Here is a 21,000-nt window from a genome sequence, read left to right as displayed (position 1 = left end):
TGTGAAAGGAACCCGCCGTACTGTCGATTATCACTGTACCGGAGCTAACCGCTGTACTCACCGGCATTGGCAACCGTACCTTCACCTTTATTGAAACGTTATTGGTTCTTTGCATTGCCTATCTATTACTGATCGAGATCACCTCACGTGCGGGCAGGTGGCTTGAGCACCGCGTCGGCATCTACTTGCAGCGCTGAACAGGAGCTAGCTATGTCGCTTTCCCTATCCCCCACTAACGCTATCTCAGCAGCCCCGGCTGAGAACTCGAAGATAGCGCCGCCGATCATCCACCTTTCAGCCGTCGGCAAGCGCTTCGGCGCAAATCAAGTGCTCGCCAATATCGACCTGGACATACACCACTCCGAGGTGGTCTGTTTGATCGGCCCCTCAGGTTCAGGTAAGAGCACACTACTACGCTGCATGGCGTTCCTTGAGGAGTATGACGACGGGGAGATCCATATCGAGGGGCGTTTGCTGGGCTGGGAGATTGATGATCGAGGACACCGCAAACACGCGGGGCGTAACCGTCTTAACCAGGCACGACGCAATCTCGGTATCGTCTTTCAGCAGTTCAACCTATGGCCGCATATGACAGCGCTGGGCAATGTCACCGAGGCGCTGGTAAGAGTGCGTCGGCTTAAACGCAGCGAGGCCGAAAAACGCGCTATGGCGGTGCTCGACAAGGTTGGCCTGGCCGAGAAGGCCAAGGAGTACCCAGCGCGACTCTCCGGCGGACAACAGCAACGCGTGGCCATTGCCCGGGCGCTGGCCATGGAGCCCAAAATTATGCTCTTCGATGAGCCTACCTCGGCCCTCGATCCTGAACTGGTGGGCGAGGTCTTGGCAGTGATGAAGCAGCTCGCTGTTGAAGGTATGACCATGGTGGTCGTCACTCACGAGATGGGGTTTGCCGCTCAAGTCGCCGACAGCGTCGTGTTCCTCGATCAAGGCAGTATCGTCACCCGTGGCACGCCCAATGAAGTATTCCGCGACACTCAGCACCCTCGACTTCGCCAGTTTTTACAGAATTACCTGGATCGCAACGCCTTCTGGAACACCACGCCGGAGCAGGAGAACTAATGCGGCCTTTCGACCCCACCCCCTTGGCACGCCGCGAGGTGCGCGATCTTGAAAGCTACAATGCTGGGCTCTCTAGCGAACAGGTAAGCAAACGCTTTGGCGTGTCAAAGATTGCCAAACTCGGCAGTAATGAGAACCCCTACGGCCCCTCCCCCCAGGTGGCCGCTGCTATCTCAAGCGCCATTATCGATAGCGGTCTTTATCCCGACGCCTCCTGTGGGCTATTGCGCGATGCGCTGGCGGTGCGCCTTGGGGTTGCACCCGAACAGCTGGTATTTGGTAATGGCTCCGAAGATCTGATTGCGATTTTATGCCGGGTATTTCTCGACCACGGCGACACCCTAGTCACCGTCACACCCGCCTTCGGTCTACACACCTTATACCCGCAATCATTGGGGGCGCATATTCGCGCGGTGCCCATGCTGGAGGGTGGCCGCTTTGACATTGACGGGCTGCTTGAAGCGCTTATTGAGCCGCCACGCATGCTGATGTTCTCTTCGCCTTCCAATCCGGTCGGTAGCGCACTATCGGCCAGCCAGTTAGAACGGTTGCTTGAGGCGCTCACTCCCGCCACCCTACTCGTCTTTGACGAAGCCTATTACGAGTACGCCCAGGGTAGCCCCGGCTATCCGAATGTGCTGGCCCGACTATCCCAACAGCAGACCCCATGGATCGTCTTACGCACCTTCTCGAAAGCCTATTCGCTGGCCGGATTGCGTGTCGGCTATGGCATTGTCAGCAGTCCCGCGCTGGGTGATCTTATCGATCGTCTACGCACGCCGTTTAACGTTAACCGCATCGCTCAAGTCGCTGCGTTCGCAGCGCTGCAGGATGAGGCCCACCTCAAGGCTGGGCTTGAAGCGACCAATCGCGAACGCGAGCGGGTTGCCAAGGCGCTTAACGACATGCACCTGACGGTTGTGCCTTCTCTGGCTAATTTTCTGTTTTTCAAAACGGATAACGCATCAGATAGCTTGCATGAAGCACTGCTGAGCCACGGAGTGATCGTTAAACCTTGGCGCGAGCCAGACTATCGCCACTGGGTGCGCGTCTCTATCGGCAACCGCGAGCAGAATGACCAGTTCTTGGCCGCGCTAGCGGCTTCGATGCCACACTAACCTAGCCCTAGCTGATTGCCTTATTATGACGTCAATAGCGACTAGCTCTAAGCCATAACTGGAGTAGTGGATGAAAAAATCCGGCACCGATAGCGTCACCGCACCAAAAGCACTCTATTTACAGGCCAAACAGTTTGTATTGGAACGCACCGCCTCAGGTTTTTGGAAACCTGGCGACATGATTCCATCAGAAAATCAATTGGTTAATGAGCTTGGCATGTCGCGCATGACGATAAATCGGGCGTTGAGAGAACTGACTAACGAGGGTTTCTTAGAACGTACCAGCGGTGTAGGTACCTTTATAGCTGAGCGCAAACCACACTCCAATTTATTGCAAATAGCCAATATTGCAGATGAAATAGCCTCCCGTGGCCATCGTTACCATTGCGAAGTACTCGAACTCGGTCGAGTAGCCGCACCGTTTGCCATTGCCTCAGCACTTGAGCTAACCACCGGTAGCTCGGTCTACCACCTGCGCTGTGTACACTACGAGGAAGATCTCGCTGTACAGCTCGAGGATCGCTACGTTTCGCCTGCCATGGCACCCGATTTTATCCACCAGCTGTTTGATGACACCTTGCAACCTTCACGCTACTTATTGAACACCATCCCAGTAGACGAAATAGAGCATATCGTTGATGCGCTATTACCCTCGGAAGAAGATGCCAAAGCGCTAGATATTGATGCAAACGAACCCTGCTTAGCACTTATGCGTCGCACCTGGAGTGCCTCAAGAGTCGTCACCTACGTTAAATTTCTCCATCCCTCCATGCGCTATCGCCTGGGTAGCCGCTACTCAGTTGATGCGACCTCGCATGCTGGCTGACCCCGCACTCCGTGTGGGACACATTTCATCCTTCATTCATCGTCGCTATCATTAAAAAGGAGTTTGAGCCCACCTTCGATCACCGCAGAAGCGAAGGCCGCACATAGCGGCCGCAGAGTTGGTTTATGGGGTATTGAAGGTTCTCCTTCCATACGTTGTTTGTAATAGTTATCGACTTTGCCATAAGCTCATTTAGTTTAGATCGCCAACCATGGTGGTCAATAGTTCCGCATAAACAAGTGGCTGTTCAGAATTTTCCCAAAGCGAGCCATATCATGTCATCGTAGAGTTGGGAATAAGGTGACGGCTAGTTATTCTCAAGGTGCTCCTTACGGTACAACTGCCACTCATTTTCAACCCGGCCATCAGGCAGGCGGCAATAACGACCAGTGCCTAGGCTGCTTTCGCGAATTTCATTCTCTCCACCGACGCTTCTACAGTATTCAGCAGCGTATTGGGTCATCTGATTTTGAGAATGAGGGTCACCCACGCCCGTGGCACAACCACCGAGCAGCATTAAAGCCATGATTGGGCAGTGGCGACATATAGAACCTATTAGCATTAAAACCTCCCTCCCTGACCATATCGTTAGCCGTCATTTTGATTCTGGTGAGTAACCGGGAACACATCAAGCGGGACGTCACCTGAGAAGATGCATGTTTATTCAATAGTGCATTTGCTGATGTCGAAAATGGTAGCTAGGCTGTAGCTAGCCATCTTCGATGTACAAGCATTGTCTATGGCTTATTCAGTACCCAATTCATATGGTCATTATCGAATTCATAAGGAGTGTGACGCTATGTCCAGCCCGGAACATAAGCAGAAGATCTGGAAGATGATCAAAGATATCAAAGTCGGCATGCTAGTAACGTTGGATAACGATACGCCCCGAGCGCGGCCAATGCACCTGGTGCAAGATGAGTACGACGGCACCCTGTGGTTCTTCACCCGCCGTAGTGCCGAAAAGGTGTTTGAAACCCAAAGCGACCAAGATGTATGCCTTAGTTTCTCCGATCAGGAAGATGGCGTCTACGTTTCGCTATCGGGCAAAGCCAAGCTTACCGATAACCGTGAACTGATCGAGAAATACTGGAACCCCTTCATCGCTGCCTGGTTCCCTGAAGGCAAAGACGACACAGATGTCGCCCTTCTAGAAATCAAAGTGCACATGGGTGAACACTGGAAAGCCAAAGAGAGCAAGACGTTCCAGCTCTACGAAATCGCCAAAGCCAACCTCAAAAAGGACACTACCCCGAACCTTGGCGAGAATGAAAAGTTCGGTGGGTAACCTCCTTCCAAAGCGCCCCGCTGCAGGGGCGCTTTCCAGTCTAATGGTCATCATGCTCCTGGCTTCGGCCGGGGCTTGGGCCAATGATCAGTCCCAGAAAGATGATGCTAACCGTCAGGGTGAATGCGAACTCAATGATCAGCAGCAGGCAATGTTGTCACTGGTCAACGAAGCGCGTAGCCAGGCGCGACAATGCGGCGACCAGCAGTTTGCGGCCGTGGAGTCATTAACATGGAGCTGCAAACTTGAAGCAGCGGCCAAGAGCCACTCCCAGGACATGGCCGAGAACGACTACTTTAGCCATACCGACCCGAATGGTGCAGGTATCGAGCAACGAGTAGGCAATCAGGATTACCTGTGGCAAGCCGTAGGGGAAAATATCGCCGCTGGCCACGCCTCTGTTTCCGCCGTGGTAGAAGGCTGGCTAGACAGCCCCGGCCACTGCCGCAACATCATGAATGACGCCTTCACCGAGATGGGCATGGCAAACACCGAGGATTCGGAGTCGCGCTATTCATCCTACTGGACACAAACACTCGGCCATCCTCGCTAGGCACCCACACGTCAATTATTGCCCGCCTCCTAACTCACCGTAGTGGACAGCAGTAATCGCATTTTTAGGCGAGCCGTCTACCAGCTTGGTGCTGTAGGTCAGGTATATAAAGGTCTGTGTTTCGGCGTCATGCATGCGAACGACGCGCATATTCTTGAAAAGCGCCGAGCGCCGCTGGGTAAACACCACTTCTTGCTCATCGACTTCAGCAGGATCAAAGACAATCTCCCCCGTCTGCCGACACGCCACGCTAGCCTCACTGGCTTCCTCAGCCAGCCCCACCGCACCGGAAATTCCGCCAATCTGTGAGTAAGAGAGATAACAGGAGATTCCCTCAACCTTCGGGTCATCGAAGCGCTCCACTTCAATGGTGTTATTCGGGCCAAGCAGTTTGAACTCCGTACGCACGCTGCCAATATGGGCATCCTGAGCCAACAGCGTGGTCGGCATAAGCGCAAACATAACAATGAGCAACTTAATGGCAACGCGTTTTGTGGAAAACATGGGTAACTTCCTTGGCAATGGTCAGCCGTGTGAAGGGCAAGCGAAGAGCATACCTGATGCGCACAGCCCTTGGGGAACCGTCGCAAAAATGTAGGCGTAGAACGGATGTAAAAGCAAAGCGAGCGAGGCGAATGGCGTCCCTGGCAGGAGCTATAAACAATCCATAACCTATTATTTTATATAAAATTTATTAAATTCAATATAAAACAATATACCAATGCGTATACCAATATTCTTGGATATTTGTTTTAAGATGCCTATGACGATGAAAGAAGATATGAAACCGCCACTCTGCCCTGGCCTGCACCTCTTACGCTGCCGCATAAAGATAATATTGAAAGGTGGGTGGATATGCGTTTTAGTCAATTCCAGGCTCTATAACGACGGTCATTGCCTCGGAGCTGAGATGGCTAAGGCTCATAGCAATCAGTGGTCGCATTATGAATGCAACACAAGGCTTAAAGATATTATGAATGTCAAGATTGACGGCCTGTCTCTGGCTCATATCTATTCTATTACAAGTAAGAAACTAGTACCGTCGAATTTGGATAAATCGTTGGTAGCACATTCTCTGCTTCACTTTGATCAGTAAAGCAGAAAAGGCGCCAGTTCTGGCCTCCCACTTTCAGCGGGTAGTTTAAAACCCTAGATTTACTACATGGAGCCGAGTTTTAAGACATTTTCCAAGTGTTGATGCGTCAATACCTTCCCTTTGACTTATAGGATGGGCAAAAAACATTTAATTAGATTATTTTTTTTCCTTTTTTAATTTTTTTTGAATCACTGTATTTGATTTAATTTTTTCAAAATTAAAAACATCACTATGCTTTTGCATTGCTTCCACCAAATGATTTACTTGCTCATCACTCCAATCGTCGAGATGCCATTGTTGATCATCAAGCCATTTTAATACACTTTCCCTTTCAGCTTGGTCTACCAAAAAAATACAAATATCTATTGCAGAGTCTGACTCTGCTTTTTCAAGCATTAAATCATTCGGAAAACTTTCAATTATAAAAAACCTTTCTAAATTACTTGTAGTCTTTTCCATAAACTTTGCTTGCAAAAACCTCAACAGTGCTCCTTTAGTATTTTTGTGTAAAATACTAAACATCAACTCCAGCCAGTTTCCCAGACTGGAAGGGCTTTTGATCTTTTCTTGGTCTAGGTTATTAATAAACTTCTCAATTAAATCTCTCAACTCAGAGGAAGACTTTGACACATAAGAAGAACCACTTAACCATTCAACGACTCTTACCTCATTAATTGAAGGATTTTGAATCAAACCATCAGCATCATCCGAATTTACACAGCGATCTTCAAAAGCCATCCTGAGCCTTTTTTTCCAGACATCATTAGATGATTCAATTATGTCATCAATAAACACTTTAGAAGATTCGAGTAGATTTATATTTAAAAATCTCGACCAGCCATTTAAAAATAGCAAAACAACATCACCATCTAAATCTTCATGTGACCCAGATAGCAAACCATATTTCTCACTTGAGATAAAATCATTTATATCTAAACGAAATACCTGTTTATCACACACAATATCTTTAACAAATGGAGACAGATACGACTTTATCTCTGAATTTTTAAAACTACTGACAAGATCATCAAATGACCTAGAGAACCTCAAAAAAGAGTTCATATAGTTTTTATACCCTGGATTCTCAACAACCATTTCATCGACAATATTCTTAAAAGAGTATTTTTTCGGCTGCTTGTTTGGCTCACGGTGATTAATCGTTGTGTTATATTGACCTCCAGAGGAAGCCAATAGCAGTAACAATGCAGTCCACTGATCAAGGCCGCCTTTAAGTGTTCCATTTTTCAGGTTAATAACTATTTTTTCCAGGGTTGTGCTCTCATACAAATTCTGGTAGTAAGCCATTAAAAAAACGCCGGTTTCACCAACACTACCGATATCTAACTTAAGATCAGAGGAAGGGCTATCACTATCCTGATAATCAATATGCCCTATATAGTGCTTTGGCATTAACCATCTAAATATTTCAACAAAAGATTTATCTTCCAAGTTTATTTTGACTGCAGAACTGACTATCTTAGAAATCTTATCTCTATTAAATTTTATTTTATTAAGATCCCAGTCTTCCAAAGAAGACCGACTAGGCCATACATTATTAACAAAAATTTCAGCATCACAATCGACAATAGCTTGAGGCATGAAACCCTCAACCCGAGAATACAAATATAACTCTTGGAGGTTCTGATCTCTTGAACGATCATCTTTTTTGATTAGTGTTACAGCACGGACAATACCATCGTTTATTAATCTTAGGTTTAATTCATAATCAGATTCAACCAGGTTTCTAGCTGACTCAACATATTTTTGATCAAAGTCTTCTGGTACAGATTCCATTTTTGTTTTTACATTTATTTTAGGCAACCATTCCAACAACCATTCTTTCTTCTTATTTGACTCGCTTTCTAAAACAAAGCTTGCTAACTTAACCATTTCTCTTGAGTCATAGCTATTAATTGCTTTTTGAAAAAAAACATCAAAACCAAAAATAGCTGAAAGACTCAATATTTCTTCAGCATTATAACTGCTAATAGCTTGAGAAATTGGCTCATAAAGAAGCTCACTACGAGCAATATCTTTATTAGTCTGATAGTGTATACACGCTATTATTTCAGTCCACTCATCCACTGTGTACAAAGAGTTTAAAACTCGTCTCGTAGCTAATATTTTTCTCTCTAGAACTTTATCATCTATTTTAATATTTTCGGTAGTGAGCAACAAGTTGAGCTTAACATTATACTTCTGGACTGCTAGCAAATATGCAGTGCATGCTACAGCACATTCAAGATCAGCAACATTACCTTTAATAGTACAACATATATCATTAATGTGCTTCTTCAGTGTCCTAGGGGTAATTTGCGACTGCCCATCTCTCCAAACGTCAATTAGCTCAGCACATTTATCAGAGTTTTTAACTTCACCTAGGGTTTGGTCCCAATATATATAAAACTGTTCACGCCAACCAGCTGTTACAATTGGTGGCGCTCGGAAAACTACCGGCAACCGCTTAGCGATATATTCTTTACCCTCGATGACATTAGGACTTATTGATTTTGCAAGATGATCCTCAGAATAAGGAAGTATAACCTTTATTCTCTCATTACTTATGGAAGTAAATATGTCTAAATCACTCCACACCTCTTTCGCCTTTTCTGGATCAACTCTGTCGATATTGTCAATAACTAGAATAATTGTTTTATCAATAGGTATTGATTTTGAAAAAACACTAAAGGCTTCCTTTAACTCAAAGCTTCCAACTTCTTTACTAACTTCAAATACTTCACTGATCCTATCATCACTATTTCTTTTAAAGATATTTCCGAAAGTTATTTCTTCTGAACCCTCTTTTATTTTATTTCGAAGTTTAACTGCTAGCCATAAAGCCAAGGGTGATAGTGAAAAAGCTACTGTCAAAAAATCCTCAATTATAAAAGAAGCATTACCGTTTCCCATATTAACGAATGAAGAGTATGTTATCTCCACACTTTCCTTTATATTTCTTAAAAAAAGGTAGGTCACTCCCAAAAATGCTATAACATAAGGACTCATTGAGCTATTAGTACGTTTTGTATACTCCACGTGATACCCTAACGCCTTGTTTTTTGCTATATCTATAGCATCAGCGCTACCTTCTTTAGCTATATTTCTTAGCTTGTTATAAAAAACTTTCACGAACGCCGCTTTAGTAGATGAGTATTGATATCTATCTGCATCAAAGTAAATAAATTTATATTTTTCAGAATCTAGTTTTCTTTCGAGTATTTTTATAACCGTACTTTTACCTGCACCCAACTCTCCTTCAACACCTATTATGTGAACATCTTCATTGTCTCTGATAACACCGAGCATTCCATTTGCTGCATTTTCATGCCCTTTCCCCTGAAACAAATCTTGTGACTCAGGAGCCTCAAGCTGAAAGCTTTTCTTTTTATTTAAATAGTCACTTGAGGCATTCATGTCTTACCCTCCTTCAAATTTAATCTTCTAGAACAAACAGGTATAGTTGGGAGTTTCTTGGAATTGATTTTAATTAACTTGCCATATTTATTGATGTATTTCTATCTTTGACAAAAATCTAAGTAGCTGAATTTGATATTTCCGCATGAAAACGCATGACTCCCATGCACCCAAAACCCGCCAACAGCCCAGCAATAGCGGGCTTTGGCCCATTTTGTGTGGTGCATGAAGAATTGCCCCACAAGCGAACTCCGCAGGCGGGTGGGGGACAACGCGCCGTAGGGTGCGGCGCTCTGATAGGGCGTGCCCCCTGGCAACCGTTCCATATAGCCGCTGTGTGCCGCTGTAAGCCTTGCTCGTGCCTTGCCCTAACCATCGCAAGCACAGCCTCTCGGTTGATGGCAGGTATAGTTACGGCTAATGCAAGAGTTACCACATGCTTTTCCTTTGGAGCACGTTCGACAGCATCCGCCCTGAGCAAATAAAAGCTCTTCGGGTATCGTATCAAACACTTGGTCACACCCGGTTTCTTCACCGCTCACGATGAGTTCGGCTTGGGTTACCCATTCACCTGGCATGTCGGGCGTTTGTTCAGCGCTTGCCACACTGGCGAAACATAGCGCCAGCATCAACATCATTGCTTTGATAAGCACGGGCTTTCCCTTTAATTATTATTCGTCGCTGCAGTATGGGGGTGAAGGGCAATATCTAATAGCTATTACGCATCAAAGCAAGCAAATACTTGCCCAACGCACATCATCACTAGATGTTAAGGAAAAAAAGTCAGGGGAAATAATTCGCAGACAGGCCGTTGGCGTCCCTGACAGGAGTCTAAAAAATCACATAACATTATGATTTTAAATCATTTAATATAAAAATATATACCAACTCATATATCAGCTCCATCATGCTAACCTGCCTAACACACCAACGCCCCGCACAAAGGCGGGGCATTGGCCATACGCTAGCGAATGGCGGTTAGGCTTGGGCGCTATCCACATCGTCCAGGCTCGGTACATACTCCATTTGCTGCTCAAGCTCTTTCAAACGGCGGGCAAAGCCCAAACTTGATTCTTACACCTTGTGCTGCCTCACACTCAAAGCGCGGCGGTAGCTGGGTCGTAGGCATGCCTTGTTGGCCACCAACTTCTGGCAAGAAACCAACCAGCAACTCACCCAACGCTGCATACTGGCGTAAGCGGATCTCACGGGATGCTTGCCTGTGATCATCATTGGTCATGTGTGGCGTGATGCTTTTCCCTGGCTGGATAGCAACATCAATACCTCGTCCAATCAAGAAACTTGTATCGTTATAGGTGCCTACCTCGAAAGCACTGCTGGCCCAGATGAGGAAGCTGCTTTCTAGCTAAGGCCACCATTAGGCCATCTCCTTTGGGCCCTCGCATGGTGGTCAGGCGATGACGATGCTATTTTCTTAGCATCGTTAAATACGGCTCAGGATTACAATAAATTGCCTGGGTTCGTTTTGTTGGCACCCACGCCCAGTACGATAAAGTCGATGCGGAGACAATATAATGAACATTCAACCTATCCATAACGATGCCGATCTTGACCGCGCATTTGCTCGTCTTGAGGAGCTTTGGGCTGCTGAGCCAGGTACTCCTGAAGCGGACGAGATCGAAGTGCTCTCAATCCTCATAGAAAAATATGAGGATAAACACTTTTCCATCGGGCCGTCTGATCCTATTGAGGCGATCAAATTCCGCATGGAGCAGCAGGGGCTAACGCCGCGTGATCTTGAAGCATACATCGGTTCTAGCGGCCGAGTTTCAGAGGTGCTGAACCGTAAGCGAAAACTCAGCCTTCGTATGATCAAGAGCCTGCATGAAGGCCTTCGAATCCCTTATGAGAGCTTGATGAGTCAGACCGCTTAATTATTCAGCCCCGCATTAGCAGGGTTCTTTTTTGCCACAGTAACCGTATTAGATATACCACAGCTTAAAATCGCATGGTTGCTGGCTTTATGGGGTTAAGTGGTGAGACAAGAAGAAGTGATATGGCGTCCCTGGCAGGAGTCGAACCTGCGACCTGCCGCTTAGGAGGCGGCTGCTCTATCCTACTGAGCTACAGGGACTTAGCCGTTCTACTAAACTAGCGGGCGCGTAGTATAACGCGTTGGCTTAGGCAGGGCCAACCGAGCTGCGCTATTCAACTCTATATCCAACCAAGTAAACGCAGCACAAAGACGCCCAGCGTAACAGTAATGCTCGCCATCAGCGTGGTGATGGCGATGATATTGGCTGCTAATGGCACATTGCCGCCAATCGCTTTTACCATCACAAAGCTGGCGGCGGCGGTGGGGCTGGCAAAGAATAGGAACAGCAAGCCCAGCTGTTCGCCTGAGAAACCCATCATCCAGGCCGCCAAAGTGGAGAGTATCGGTAGCGTTACCATCTTCATCAAGCTAGCGCCTAGTGCCACTTGGCTGCTGTCGCGCATGCTAGAAACCGAGAGCGTCGCGCCAATACAAATCAACGCCAGCGGCAGTGTTAAAGAGGCAAAATAGTCCCCCGAGGTAATCACCCAACTGGGCAGCGGAATCGAGAGCGCGGTGAAGGGTAATGCCGCAAACACGGAAATAATCAGCGGATTTTTCGCTACATGCTTGAGCAGGCTGCGCCAATCGGTGGACTGGCCAGGTTGATAGAATGCCAGTACGACAACCGAAAATGCGTTGTACATCACAATCACCAAGCCCAGCAGAAGGCTGCCCGCTGACAGGCCATAGTTACCGTACATACCCGCCGCTAATGCTAAGCCCACTACCCCGCAATTACCGCGAAACGCGCCCTGGACGTAAATACCGCGATCCTGGTGAGCAACACGGTAGTGCGCCCATGCCCAACTGAGCAGGAACTGGCCGAGCGTAGCAGCGGCAAAAAAAACCATCAGCGAAACGTCTAGTGCAACGCTTAAGTCAGCTTTTATCAAACTAAGGAAAATCAAGGTGGGGAGCGTTGCTCTAAATACCAGTGCTGAAGCGGTCGAGACGAAAGCGCTATCGATCAATTTCAAGCGCTTAAGGGCTAGGCCTAAAAACACCATCGCGAATACAGGCAGCGTGACATCAAGCGTGCGGGCAAACAATTCAAGTAGGTTCACAACAGTATCTCGGTCAGCCTTGATTTTAAAAACTGGCTTCCAACAACAAGTTTAGCACCTGCTTATAATCTACTGCTGAGCAAGTTTTGTCGACTGGCAAGCGCCTTAAGCCTATACGGCGGCTTAGAGCGCTTACTAGGAGATTATTTCTGCGGGTCGAAAAGCGCCATGGCATCATCATGGGGCATATTAATCACAACCCCATCACGGCCGTGCTCCTTGGCTTTGTAGCTACCGGCATCGGCACGCGCCAGGACATCGACCACACTAGAGTCATTATCATCAAAGGTAGTCACGCCGATACTTAAAGTGACCATGTACTCTTTGCCTTCATGAGTGACGGAGATTTCGCTAACCGATTGACGCAATGACTCTGCGATCCTTCTTGCCTGAGCCAGGGTGCAGCTGGGGAGCAGCACGCCAAACTCGTCGCCCCCCTGGCGCGCCACATGGTCACTACGGCGAACTTCCCAGGCAACCACCTGCGCAATACGACGCAACATTTCGTCGCCTAGGGCATGTCCACCTTCGTCATTGATGGGTTTAAAGTGATCCAAATCGAACAGCAAAAGAGCTGAAGGCGTGCTGGTTTTTTGGAAATCGGCAAAGGCTTCTTCCAAGCGGCGCTCGAAGCCACGGCGATTCAACAGCCCGGTTAACGGATCATGCTCCGCCTCCCAGCGCTGAATAGCTTCCTGCTCGCGGCGCTCGGTGATGTCTTTGACAACCCCTACTAAACCAAGGGTATGTCCATCTTGAGAAAGCGTGACCACGCGGGCATGAATATCCAGCCACAGCTGTTCTTTATCGCTGCGTAAGAATCTCAGTTGACGAACAAAATCACTGCCCGTGCGCAGGCTATGCAGCCACATATCCTCGGCACCGGTGATATCGTTAGTATGGATCTGCGTCAGCCATGTCTCCATGGGTGCGTCAGCGGAAATTCCCAACATTTCTAATAACGCAGGGTTCATATAAGTAATGTCACCCTTCATATTGGCGACAAACATACCTTGAGGCGCGGCATTGAGCACCGAGTCTAGAAATGCCTCGCGCTCTTGAAGATTACCGAGTAAAAGCTGACGCTCTTCTTCTACTCGGTTAAAGGTACCTGCTACCTGCTGCAACTCCTGCATATTCGTCGCCAGGGTTACATTCTCACGATAGCCGAGCCCCACTTCACCAATCTGCTTTTCCAAATGCCTCAAAGGTGAAAGCACTCGGCCCAACAACCACCACAGGAGGGGCAGCATAGAGAGCGCAAAAAGTACCCATAACCACCACAATTTCTGAATAAAGTCAGCCAGCGGAAGTTGCGCTTGATCAACCGGCAAGTAAAGACCCACCACCCAGCCTGCAGGCCATACCTGGGCATAAGACTGAAGTGCCATTTGACCACTTAATAGTTTGCCTAAACCATCTCCCTCCCAGCCATCCAGCGCAAGGTCTAACCACGGGTTAAATGACTTGTCGGGAACAGAATCATTAATCAAGGAGCGATCCGGGTGAGACAACACTTTCCCTGACGCAGTGGCAATAGCCGCATAGCCATTCTCACCCAAACGCACCTTGGCTAAACGGCTGAAGATGCCCCCTGAGTCAAGACTAAGAATCCCCCCCACAAAGCCATCAAACTCGCCCTGATCGGTGAAGCGCGGCACACTTACTAACACCAGCGGCATCCCGCTCGCTCGCCCTGCAAATGGCTCGCTTACATAGGGCCGACGAGTACCTCGCAACATGCGGAAGTACTCAAGCTGTGAGGTTTCCAGCCCAACCCGCCCAACAATGGCGGGCCAATCCGCCACTATTGTCCCATTGCGATCACCCACAACAATGCCCTCGAACCAGGCCAACAAACTATCGTTTTGCTGCAGCTGATAGCTGATCCAAGATGCATCTTCGGTGTCACCAATCATTCCAGCTAGGCGCTCTAACGCCTGAAAACGCATCTCAACCTGTTGGGTGACTTCATCAGCCAATAGAGTGGCTTCATAACGCAGGTGCGACATATTGGTTTCTTGCACCATGGTTTTTCCAAGTTGCCAGGACATACCTAGCACCAGGGTAACCACCAAAAACCAGGTAGCCGCAAGACCCAGCAATAGCCGGCCCCTTAATGAACGGGAGATAAGCATACGTTTTAGCGGGAAAGCCAGACGCACTAAGTGTCCCTGAATTTATAGATTAACTGCAGAATGTGTATCCATTTGCTGTTGCTACGGATGGTGGCAGTATCGCTTAAACCAATTTATCAATCAATTTTACCAAGATTCTGGTCTGGCAAACGTTGAAAGGTATCAACCATGCGCGATCTTTACATGATCGCCACGTTGAAGTAAGGAGCTAAAAAATTAACTTAAGGCACGAGCAAAGTCTAATCTATAAGTTTCCAAGCGCTTTGAAACCTGCCAGAAAAATATTGATCAAACGGTACACACATAAGACAAGATGCTACCGTAGCCTTCTCGTTGAGGTACACACAGTTAATACGCGCTATGCCAAAGGACGAACGGATGGACTCTTTCAGCGACGCAGAGGATGCGATACCTTCTTGGTACGTAATTCAATGCAAAGGCGGTGAATCATTTCGCGCCGCCGAACATCTCACCAACCAGGGTTATGAAGTGTTTCACCCTGTGCTGAGTAGCCAACGTAAACGCCAGGGCAAGCTCACTATCGTGTCCGAACCGCTATTCCCCTACTACCTGTTTATCTGTTTAGATCAGGTCGCCAGCAACTGGGGGCCCATTCGCTCCACCCGCGGCGTTCTGCGACTGATCACCTTCGGCAACAGGCCTGTCGCTGTGCCCTCACAGCTCGTTGAAACCCTCCGTGCCCAGCCGCACCACCAGGAAGGTATTCACACCTATTTCAGTGCTGGTGAGAAAGTCACTATCACCGACGGCCCCTTCAAAGACCTCGAAGCTATCTTTACTCGCTGCAAAGGGGAAGAGCGAGCTATCGTCCTGCTTAATGTGCTCAACCGGCCTCAGCACCTTGATATAGCAGTGAATAGTCTACAAAAAAGTGGGCAGTGAATGACACTCTAACGGCTGGTAACGAGCTAGCCGTTCAACACCTTGGCTAATAGAGCTTGGGCGTTTTCAATCAATTCGTCCAGATGCTTCTCGCCTTTGAAGCTTTCGGCATAGACCTTATAAAGCGATTCCGTGCCGCTGGGCCGGGCGGCAAACCAACCGTTCCCGGTAGTGACTTTGATACCGCCAATAGCAGCGCCATTACCAGGTGCGTTGACAAGCACGGCAGTAATCGGATCACCAGCCAGTTGCTGCTCGGTCACGCTCTCGGCAGTCAGGTTTTTAAACGCCGCTTTCTCCTCGGCTGAACAGGCAGTATCCACGCGCTTATAAAAAGGCTCGCCGAAGCGCTCGGTGAGGCTGCGATAATACTCGCTGGGCGTTTTACCGGTGACGGACATAATTTCCGCGGCCAACAAACACAGCACAATACCGTCTTTATCGGTGGACCACGCCTTGCCGTCGCGGGTTAGCAAACTTGCGCCTGCGCTCTCTTCACCGCCAAACGCCAGCCAACCTTCGTACAGACCCTCCACAAACCACTTAAAGCCCACCGGTACTTCATACAACTCGCGCTGGTGGGAAGCCACGACCCGATCAATCATCGAAGATGACACCAGTGTCTTGCCGACTTTTAAGCTAGCCGCCCACTCTGGCCGATGGGTCATCAGGTAATCAATGCACACGGCCAAAAAGTGATTTGGGTTCATCAAGCCGTTGGCATCGACAATGCCGTGACGGTCGGCATCGGGGTCGTTACCAAAAGCGATATCGAAGCGATCTTTAATCTTGAGAAGATTGGCCATCGCCGCGGGGCTTGAGCAATCCATACGGGTTTTGCCGTCGTGATCTGGTGGCATAAACGCAAACTCAGCATCCACCGTAGTGTTCACCACCTCAAGGTTGAGGCTGTAGTGCGCTGCTATCGCCTGCCATACCGGCAGCGCTGTGCCACCCATAGGGTCGGCACCTAAGGTCAGGTTCGCACCCTGAATCGCGGCGATATCGACCACGCTGCCGAGCCTGGCAACGTAATGTGCGGTGAAATCGTACTCCTGGGCGTGGGCAAGCGCCTCATCAACGGGCACGGTGGGCACATCTTCTAATTGGCGCAGTAGATAAGCGTTGGCGCGCAGCTCAATCCAGCGGGTGGCATCGGTATCCGCAGGGCCGCCGTGGTGCGGGTTGTACTTTATGCCGCCATCTTCCGGCGGGTTATGCGAGGGCGTGATGATTAAGCCATCCGCAAGCGCCACATCGGGCGTCGCCTGACCTTGAGGGCGATTGTGGTGCAGAATTGCCTGGCTAATTAGCGGTGTCGCAGTGTAGCCGTGATCTTTCTCGACAAACACCGGCACCTTATTGGCAGCTAACACCTGTAGTGCGCACTCCCAGGCAGGCCGTGATAGCGCGTGGGTATCGAAACCTAAAAACAGCGGCCCCTGATAGCCCGCCTCAAGGCGATAATCGATCACCGCCTGGGTGATCGCGTAAATATGCGAGGCGTTAAATGTACGCTCGAGAGAACGTCCACGATGACCGGAGGTTCCAAACGTTACGCGCTGCTTAGAAACGCTGACATTTGGTTGTTGTTCGTAAAATGCTTTTAAGACGGCTTTCATTACTCACTCCATCGAAGTAAATGCACGGTCTCATCAATATTTCTGTATCTGCGTTCGTGTGGCTCACTGAAGATCATAACAAGTAATAAGCTACATAACGTTCGCAATATGGAAAGTACCTTCGAATTAAACCATCCACCCGTCTATTTATCCGAAGAAACCTACATAAGTAAAAAAACCGGCCTCAAAAGAGGCCGGTTCTATGGGTTCTGCTAGGCAGTTACACTTTAAACTAGGTGTTTAAACCAAGCTTAGAAGTGGTAACGAGCGCCTGTGATGTAGTAAACGTCGTCGCCATCAGCAGTATCTACACCATTACCAATGGTGATGTCAGGCTGGTCAGCTTGAACCAACTCCAGGAACACATCGAAGTTGCTGGAAACGTTGTAGTAAGAACCCAACGCCCAAGCAGTGCGGTCTTCGCTGTTGTCATTATTGACGTCGTAAACATCACCAGTAAATGCCCACTGGCCGGTAGTAAAGGTAGCACCCAGGCCAACTTTATCGAAGCCGCCACCGAAGGTGCTGCTGTCGTCACGAGTTTCATAACCCAGACGCGCAGAGAACTGGTCGGTAAAGTCGTAAGAACCGATCAGGCCGTACAGCATCTCATCATTACTAGAAAGACCACCCTCACGGATGTCATCAACAAAACCTAAACCGATAGTCACAGGGCCTTGAGCGTAACGAACACCACCTTGAGCTGCCACTTCAGAATCAGTGTTTGCAGACTTTAGGTCACCGCGTGAGCTGTAGTGTTTAGCTTGCAAGAAGGCAGTGAAGCCGTTCAGGTCAGGGGTGTAGTAACCAATTGAATCACCCTGAGACTGCTTGCCGCCACCAGTAAATTCAAAGCCGTCTTGGATGTAGACATCGAACGGGCTACTTACGAACTGGAGGTAGAAAGAATCAAAGTTACCAGCTTGGAAAGTACCAAACTGATCGCTTTGCAGACCCAGGTAGGTGTGACGAACATCGTTGAAACCATCGCTGTTACGCTCGTCGGCGTCAAAACGCCACTCAGCACGTGCGAAAGCAGTCAGGTCAGACGTTACATCGTGGCTAAGGCGCAGACCTAAACGAGAACCAACATTGCGGAACTCTTCGCTGTTGTCAACTACAGCACCGCCTTCTACTTCCTCAGGACCACCGCCCTCAATACCTAAAGCTACGCGGCCGTAGATATCAAGACGAGTACCGTCTTGGTCATAAACGGTAGCTGCTTGGGCTGCAGCAGAGGCACCCAGGGCGCCGATGATAGCAGTCGCTAAAAGTGTTTTTTTCATGATGTAAGTTCCTTAACTCGTAAACTGTTTCGATCGTTACTGCTCGACTCTTAATAAGTCGGCAGGTGGCTTTTGCGGGCCATGCTCTTTTCTCATCCGCCGGTTTTTCCCGGTGGTATGCGGCATGTCCTCAACTAAGCCTTGTTATAGTCCAATGCTCGCAAGACAAACTCTATACTGGGATTCCAGTGAACGCAATAGAAAAAAACAGTGTTTCTTTACTATTTTCACTTTTTTATGGAACCCTTGGCTCCATGCCTGGTCTCAGCGGCCTTTAAATTTCTGCTGTAAACCTAGTAATTTGTCTTCCATGCTAAGCTGCTTACGCGGCTCACTTTTTTCACTTTCGGCCTGCTTTACCGCCTCTTTGGGTGGCTTTGGGGCGACAGGCTTAGCTTTGGGTTGCGCTTTTTTCGGCTGCCTAGCTTCTTTTTGATCACCGCGTTTTTCTGACGCATGTAGTGCCGCTTCTTTATCGACCTTACCAGCAGGCTGACCATCCAAATCAACCCTTTCTGCACCCTCTCGCACTGCTTTTATATAGCGAGGAAGGTTCACGTAGTTGGCTAAGGCGCGACGAATAAGCTTGTTGGGCCACTCTTCACGCTCAGCAAGCTCTTGGTGAATACCTACTTTTAGCGGTTTGGTGTGCCCCTTATAGAACGCTTTGGGGTACCGCTCATACCATTGATTAAGCAAGGCGTGCGGAGAAGGAGCCTTGATTGCTTCAGCGGTAGCCGATGAATCGTCCTTTTCTTCTGACGCGGTTACAACAGGTACTGCTTCGGCTGGAGCTACTTCGGCTGGAGCTGCTTCGCTGGGCGCTTTCTTTTCAGGTGCTTTCTTTTCAGGTGCTTTCTTTTCAGGTGCTTTCTGTTCGGGTGATTCTTCGACGGCGTCAGCCGGATTTAAGGCTATTTCATCGAGGGTTGCTGTATCGGGGGCTGCTTCGCTATGAATCTTAGGCTCTATTGTAGTCGCGGTTTCCGAACTTGGCACGCTTTGCACTTGGGCATCGTCTATCAACGCCAATTGCTGTTTTAGCCGCTGGTTTTCTTCGCGCAGGGCTTGTAGCTCAGCTTGTGTGCGTTCTAGACGCGTTTCTAAGTCATCTAACATGTTCATTAAGCTGGCGGCCATAGCCTTCTCCTTTGACTTTTTCAGTCGGCGATGCGCTCGTAAACCACGAAATCATAGCTTGGCTGCCCTTCTGCTGGCTGCCCTGCTACGCGCTGGACTTCCTGCCACTCGCGGGTGTCGAAGTCAGGAAATGTTGCGTCGCCTTCTACGTCTATGTCCACTTCCGTTATGTAGAGCCGCTGGGCAAAGGGTAGCGCCTGGCGATAAATCTCTCCGCCCCCCATGACCATGATCTCTTCAGCCGCTTCTATAGTGGCATGCTGGTCGGCCAGCGCTAGCGCTGCGGGCAGGTCGTGACACACGCGTACGCCTTCGTGGGAAAACTCGGCGTTGCGGGTGACAACTACATTAAGCCGATTCGGCAGCGGCTTGCCAATAGAAGCGTAGGTTTTACGCCCCATCACCAGCGGTTTTGCCTGGGTGGTGCGTTTGAAGAACTTTAAATCTTCGGGCAAGTACCAGGGCAACTTGCCCTCTACGCCGATCACTCGATTTTTAGCCATGGCGACGATCATTGCCACGGGCACAAGTGAATCGAAAGCTACTTTTGGGTCACTAATATTGTTTTGCTGGCTCATACCGCCACCTCGGCTTTAATGTGCGGGTGCGCCTCGTAAGCGTCAATGTGAATGTCTTCAAAACGGAAGGCAAACAGGTCATCGATCTCTGGATTAAGTACCAGCTTAGGCGCTGCATTGGGCGTGCGCGATAGCTGTTCTTTGGCCTGTTCAAGGTGGTTACTGTACAGGTGCGCATCGCCCAGGGTGTGGATAAACTCACCGGGTTGTAGGCCGGTCACTTGGGCGACCATGGTCAGTAGCAAGGCGTAGCTGGCGATATTAAACGGCACTCCGAGAAAAATATCGGCGCTGCGCTGATAAAGTTGGCACGACAGCTTGCCATTAGCGACGTAAAACTGGAACAGACAGTGGCAAGGCGGGAGCTGCATTTCATCTACCTGGGCCGGGTTCCAGGCAGAGACAATCAGGCGGCGCGACTGGGGCGAGGTGCGTATTTGTCCGAGCACCTTGGCAATTTGGTCAACGCTGCCACCTTTAGGGTTGGGCCAACTGCGCCACTGATAGCCGTAAACGGGGCCTAGGTCGCCGTTTTCATCCGCCCATTCGTCCCAAATCCGCACACCGTTCTCTTTCAGGTAGGCGATATTGGTATCGCCTTTCAGAAACCACAGGAGTTCGTGAATGATAGAGCGCAGGTGGAGTTTTTTGGTGGTCAGTAGCGGAAAACCACGCGACAAATCGAAGCGCATTTGATGCCCAAACACGGAGCGCGTGCCAACGCCTGTACGGTCGTGGCGGTCAACGCCATGCTCCAGAACGGTTTGCATCAAGTCTAAATAGGGTTGTTCAAGCGCGGGCGTTGTAGCAGTCACAGAATTTCCAAATTAACAGG

General features: G+C 49.0%; 17 protein-coding genes and 1 tRNA gene. 7 read left to right on the top strand and 11 right to left on the bottom strand.

What is annotated here, in order from left to right; genetic code table 11:
- Positions 1–210: 210 nt before the first annotated feature.
- The 3 genes from KUC_RS17375 to hutC all read left to right on the top strand — a co-directional run bounded on the left by KUC_RS17375 (position 211) and on the right by hutC (position 3,024).
- Positions 211–1,080, top strand: coding sequence for an amino acid ABC transporter ATP-binding protein (locus KUC_RS17375; RefSeq protein WP_040481497.1), 870 nt, complete (start codon positions 211–213; stop codon positions 1,078–1,080).
- Positions 1,080–2,198, top strand: coding sequence for a histidinol-phosphate transaminase (hisC, locus tag KUC_RS17370; RefSeq protein ID WP_007114553.1), 1,119 nt, complete (start codon positions 1,080–1,082; stop codon positions 2,196–2,198). The genes KUC_RS17375 and hisC overlap by 1 nt, the downstream gene beginning before the upstream one ends.
- 70 nt (positions 2,199–2,268) lie before the next feature.
- Positions 2,269–3,024 carry a histidine utilization transcriptional repressor HutC gene (gene hutC / locus KUC_RS17365; protein WP_007114552.1) on the top strand — a complete coding sequence of 252 codons (756 nt, stop codon included), beginning with the start codon at positions 2,269–2,271 and terminating at the stop codon, positions 3,022–3,024.
- Positions 3,025–3,331: 307 nt separating this feature from the next.
- On the opposite strand, the gene KUC_RS19490 is transcribed toward hutC, so the two are convergent.
- Positions 3,332–3,586, bottom strand: a complete 255-nt coding sequence (locus KUC_RS19490) for a putative hemolysin (protein WP_141243487.1) — start codon at positions 3,584–3,586, stop codon at positions 3,332–3,334.
- Between the two features lie 237 nt (positions 3,587–3,823).
- Here KUC_RS19490 and KUC_RS17360 point away from each other — a divergent pair, with 237 nt between their 5' ends.
- Entirely contained in the window at positions 3,824–4,312 is a 489-nt protein-coding gene (locus tag KUC_RS17360) for a pyridoxamine 5'-phosphate oxidase family protein (RefSeq protein ID WP_040481494.1), read from the top strand.
- A complete protein-coding gene (locus tag KUC_RS17355) occupies positions 4,305–4,865 on the top strand; it encodes a CAP domain-containing protein (RefSeq protein WP_244264841.1) in 561 nt (186 codons plus the stop codon). The genes KUC_RS17360 and KUC_RS17355 overlap by 8 nt, the downstream gene beginning before the upstream one ends.
- Positions 4,866–4,880: 15 nt before the next feature.
- On the opposite strand, the gene KUC_RS17350 is transcribed toward KUC_RS17355, so the two are convergent.
- A complete protein-coding gene (locus KUC_RS17350; RefSeq protein WP_040481488.1) occupies positions 4,881–5,369 on the bottom strand; it encodes a CreA family protein in 489 nt (162 codons plus the stop codon).
- A gap of 748 nt (positions 5,370–6,117) precedes the next feature.
- Positions 6,118–9,375 carry a P-loop NTPase fold protein gene (locus tag KUC_RS17340; protein ID WP_007114545.1) on the bottom strand — a complete coding sequence of 1,086 codons (3,258 nt, stop codon included), beginning with the start codon at positions 9,373–9,375 and terminating at the stop codon, positions 6,118–6,120.
- A gap of 1,535 nt (positions 9,376–10,910) precedes the next feature.
- Here KUC_RS17340 and KUC_RS17330 point away from each other — a divergent pair.
- On the top strand, positions 10,911–11,270 hold the full coding sequence (locus KUC_RS17330; protein ID WP_007114541.1) for a helix-turn-helix domain-containing protein: 360 nt from the start codon (positions 10,911–10,913) through the stop codon (positions 11,268–11,270).
- A 123-nt stretch (positions 11,271–11,393) separates the two neighbouring features.
- Here the strand turns inward: KUC_RS17330 and KUC_RS17325 are convergent.
- The 3 genes from KUC_RS17325 to KUC_RS17315 all read right to left on the bottom strand — a co-directional run bounded on the left by KUC_RS17325 (position 11,394) and on the right by KUC_RS17315 (position 14,636).
- Positions 11,394–11,470, bottom strand: a tRNA-Arg gene (locus KUC_RS17325).
- 80 nt (positions 11,471–11,550) lie between these two features.
- Positions 11,551–12,498 (bottom strand): AEC family transporter, encoded by a 948-nt coding sequence (locus tag KUC_RS17320; RefSeq protein WP_007114540.1) that lies wholly within the window; start codon positions 12,496–12,498, stop codon positions 11,551–11,553.
- A 143-nt stretch (positions 12,499–12,641) separates the two neighbouring features.
- Positions 12,642–14,636 carry a sensor domain-containing diguanylate cyclase gene (locus KUC_RS17315; RefSeq protein WP_040481685.1) on the bottom strand — a complete coding sequence of 665 codons (1,995 nt, stop codon included), beginning with the start codon at positions 14,634–14,636 and terminating at the stop codon, positions 12,642–12,644.
- A 378-nt stretch (positions 14,637–15,014) separates the two neighbouring features.
- Here KUC_RS17315 and rfaH point away from each other — a divergent pair, with 378 nt between their 5' ends.
- The gene (gene rfaH, locus KUC_RS17310; protein WP_007114538.1) at positions 15,015–15,539 is read left to right on the top strand and encodes a transcription/translation regulatory transformer protein RfaH; all 525 of its coding nucleotides are present in this window, start codon (positions 15,015–15,017) and stop codon (positions 15,537–15,539) included.
- A 26-nt stretch (positions 15,540–15,565) separates the two neighbouring features.
- Here the strand turns inward: rfaH and pgm are convergent, their stop codons facing one another.
- The 5 genes from pgm to KUC_RS17285 form a co-directional block, all read right to left on the bottom strand.
- The gene (pgm, locus tag KUC_RS17305; protein ID WP_007114537.1) at positions 15,566–17,161 is read right to left on the bottom strand and encodes a phosphoglucomutase (alpha-D-glucose-1,6-bisphosphate-dependent); all 1,596 of its coding nucleotides are present in this window, start codon (positions 17,159–17,161) and stop codon (positions 15,566–15,568) included.
- A 251-nt stretch (positions 17,162–17,412) separates the two neighbouring features.
- Positions 17,413–18,447: a porin gene (locus KUC_RS17300; RefSeq protein ID WP_007114536.1), complete on the bottom strand. Its 1,035-nt coding sequence runs from the start codon at positions 18,445–18,447 to the stop codon at positions 17,413–17,415.
- Positions 18,448–18,711: 264 nt separating this feature from the next.
- Positions 18,712–19,587, bottom strand: a complete 876-nt coding sequence (locus tag KUC_RS17295; RefSeq protein WP_007114535.1) for a ProQ/FINO family protein — start codon at positions 19,585–19,587, stop codon at positions 18,712–18,714.
- Positions 19,588–19,607: 20 nt separating this feature from the next.
- Entirely contained in the window at positions 19,608–20,165 is a 558-nt protein-coding gene (locus tag KUC_RS17290) for a dihydrofolate reductase (protein ID WP_007114534.1), read from the bottom strand.
- Entirely contained in the window at positions 20,162–20,980 is an 819-nt protein-coding gene (locus tag KUC_RS17285; RefSeq protein WP_007114533.1) for a thymidylate synthase, read from the bottom strand. Before KUC_RS17285 ends, KUC_RS17290 begins: the two co-directional genes overlap by 4 nt.
- Positions 20,981–21,000: the final 20 nt, after the last annotated feature.

The sequence above is a fragment of the Vreelandella boliviensis LC1 genome, from assembly GCF_000236035.1.
GTDB classification, from domain to species: Bacteria; Pseudomonadota; Gammaproteobacteria; order Pseudomonadales; family Halomonadaceae; genus Vreelandella; species Vreelandella boliviensis.
Note: the sequence above shows the minus strand (reverse complement) of the source record. Positions and strands in the feature narration are given on the sequence as shown.

Bases quoted from the DNA above. Each gene is read 5' to 3' on its own strand.
- KUC_RS17375 (WP_040481497.1), top strand. From the start codon at position 211: ATGTCGCTTTCCCTATCCCCCACTAACGCTATCTCAGCAGCCCCGGCT.
- hisC (WP_007114553.1), top strand. From the start codon at position 1,080: ATGCGGCCTTTCGACCCCACCCCCTTGGCACGCCGCGAGGTGCGCGAT.
- hutC (WP_007114552.1), top strand. From the start codon at position 2,269: ATGAAAAAATCCGGCACCGATAGCGTCACCGCACCAAAAGCACTCTAT.
- KUC_RS19490 (WP_141243487.1), bottom strand. From the start codon at position 3,586: ATGCTAATAGGTTCTATATGTCGCCACTGCCCAATCATGGCTTTAATG.
- KUC_RS17360 (WP_040481494.1), top strand. From the start codon at position 3,824: ATGTCCAGCCCGGAACATAAGCAGAAGATCTGGAAGATGATCAAAGAT.
- KUC_RS17350 (WP_040481488.1), bottom strand. From the start codon at position 5,369: ATGTTTTCCACAAAACGCGTTGCCATTAAGTTGCTCATTGTTATGTTT.
- KUC_RS17340 (WP_007114545.1), bottom strand. From the start codon at position 9,375: ATGAATGCCTCAAGTGACTATTTAAATAAAAAGAAAAGCTTTCAGCTT.
- KUC_RS17330 (WP_007114541.1), top strand. From the start codon at position 10,911: ATGAACATTCAACCTATCCATAACGATGCCGATCTTGACCGCGCATTT.
- KUC_RS17315 (WP_040481685.1), bottom strand. From the start codon at position 14,636: ATGCTTATCTCCCGTTCATTAAGGGGCCGGCTATTGCTGGGTCTTGCG.
- rfaH (WP_007114538.1), top strand. From the start codon at position 15,015: ATGGACTCTTTCAGCGACGCAGAGGATGCGATACCTTCTTGGTACGTA.
- pgm (WP_007114537.1), bottom strand. From the start codon at position 17,161: ATGAAAGCCGTCTTAAAAGCATTTTACGAACAACAACCAAATGTCAGC.
- KUC_RS17300 (WP_007114536.1), bottom strand. From the start codon at position 18,447: ATGAAAAAAACACTTTTAGCGACTGCTATCATCGGCGCCCTGGGTGCC.
- KUC_RS17295 (WP_007114535.1), bottom strand. From the start codon at position 19,587: ATGGCCGCCAGCTTAATGAACATGTTAGATGACTTAGAAACGCGTCTA.
- KUC_RS17290 (WP_007114534.1), bottom strand. From the start codon at position 20,165: ATGAGCCAGCAAAACAATATTAGTGACCCAAAAGTAGCTTTCGATTCA.